The organism is Pseudomonas sp. PA-4-8C (assembly GCF_021606625.1).
GTDB classification, from domain to species: domain Bacteria; phylum Pseudomonadota; class Gammaproteobacteria; order Pseudomonadales; family Pseudomonadaceae; genus Aquipseudomonas; species Aquipseudomonas lactis.
The window spans coordinates 1-1375 of the sequence record NZ_WKCD01000533.1; the positions used below are offsets into that span (position 1 = coordinate 1).

Consider the following 1375-nt stretch of genomic DNA (forward strand, 5'->3'; position numbering starts at 1 on the left):
TTTCGAAAGTGAGCCGCCGTCAGGGCGGAACCCTAAGTGGCCGTTACCGAAGGAATGGATATGTACACAGTCCAACTGTGTTGACTGTCAGGCCGCCTTCGCGAGCAAGCCCGCTCCCACAGTTTTGACCGCGGGGTGTCAGGTAGATAAGTGTCGGCTGGCAGGCCGCCATCGCAGGCAAGCCAGCTCCCACCTTTGCTCGTCATCGTTTGCAAAATGACGGACGACTAACTCACCAAACTACGCAACGCGCTGATCTGCGGGATCTCTACCCGGTGCATATACACGCGTAGCGGCTCGGTGATGTTGATGCGCTCGTCGATATTCTGGTCGAGCAACAACTGCAGGCGCGCTCGGCACAGGGTCATGGTGTGGTCGGCGGCCGGCAGCCAGACGAACTCGGCTGTGGGGATGATGCCGTCATCGGCCACGTCCATGCCGAATGAGTCTTCGCTGAAACGCACGATGTACTGGCCGGTCTTGCGGTTGAGGCCGACAAAACCCTGGAGTTGGTCGGCGGCCTGGCAGATAAGCTCGGAAGTGATGCGCATGGTAAACCTCACTGAAAAGTCCCACAGGGACTGGAAAGATGGTTTACACGCGTGGCAGAAATTACCGCCCTCTGACGGGGCAGCTACCCGTAAGAATACTGCAACGCCCTGCAAAAAAGTCCACAAAATTGGCCGGTGCGCACGTTAATGTCGGTTTGGTGATAGCGCCGTTCGCAATCAATTGTTAAAAAGGACACCTTCTCAAAGTTACCTCCACGAAAGGACTTCGCATATGCCTGTCACGTTTTCCAAAAGCGCCTTGCTGCTGGCGTTGATGCTCGGCCTTGGCCAGGCACAGGCTGCCGAGCCGGTCAGCCCGGCCGAATTGGCGACAAACGAAGGCATTCCCTACCCTGCGGTGATCGCTCACCGTGGTGCTTCCTACGATGCGCCTGAATCCACCGCTGCTGCCTATAAGGTTGCACGCGACCTGGGCGCCGACTACCTGGAACTGGACCTGCAACGTAGCAAGGACGGCGTGCTGTTCGCCCTGCACGACAACAACCTGCAGCGCACCACCGACGTCGCCACCAAGTTTCCCGAGCGCAAAGACGCACCCGCCAACGAGTTCACCTGGAAAGAGCTGCAAACCCTCGACGCCGGCAGTTGGTTCAACGCCGCCTACCCGGACCGCGCGCGCCCTGGTTTCGTTGGCCTGAAGATCCTGAGCCTGGACGACATCATCAAGATCGCCGAAGGCAACCCCTCGCACAAACCCGGCCTGTACATCGAGACCAAGGAGCCCAAGCAGTTCCCCGGTATCGAAGCCGACCTGAAAAACAAGCTGCTGGACAAAGGCTGGCTGAGCTCCGCCGGCTCCAAAC

Annotated in this window: 2 protein-coding genes; one reads left to right on the forward strand and one right to left on the reverse strand. The window is 58.8% G+C overall.

What is annotated here, in order from left to right:
• Positions 1–227: 227 nt before the first annotated feature.
• Positions 228–551: a DUF2025 family protein gene (locus GIW04_RS30725; RefSeq protein ID WP_003193672.1), complete on the reverse strand. Its 324-nt coding sequence runs from the start codon at positions 549–551 to the stop codon at positions 228–230.
• Between the two features lie 232 nt (positions 552–783).
• On the opposite strand from GIW04_RS30725, the gene GIW04_RS30730 reads away from it, so the two are divergent.
• A partial coding sequence (locus GIW04_RS30730; RefSeq protein ID WP_268939289.1) for a glycerophosphodiester phosphodiesterase family protein occupies positions 784–1375 on the forward strand: 592 nt, incomplete at its 3' end.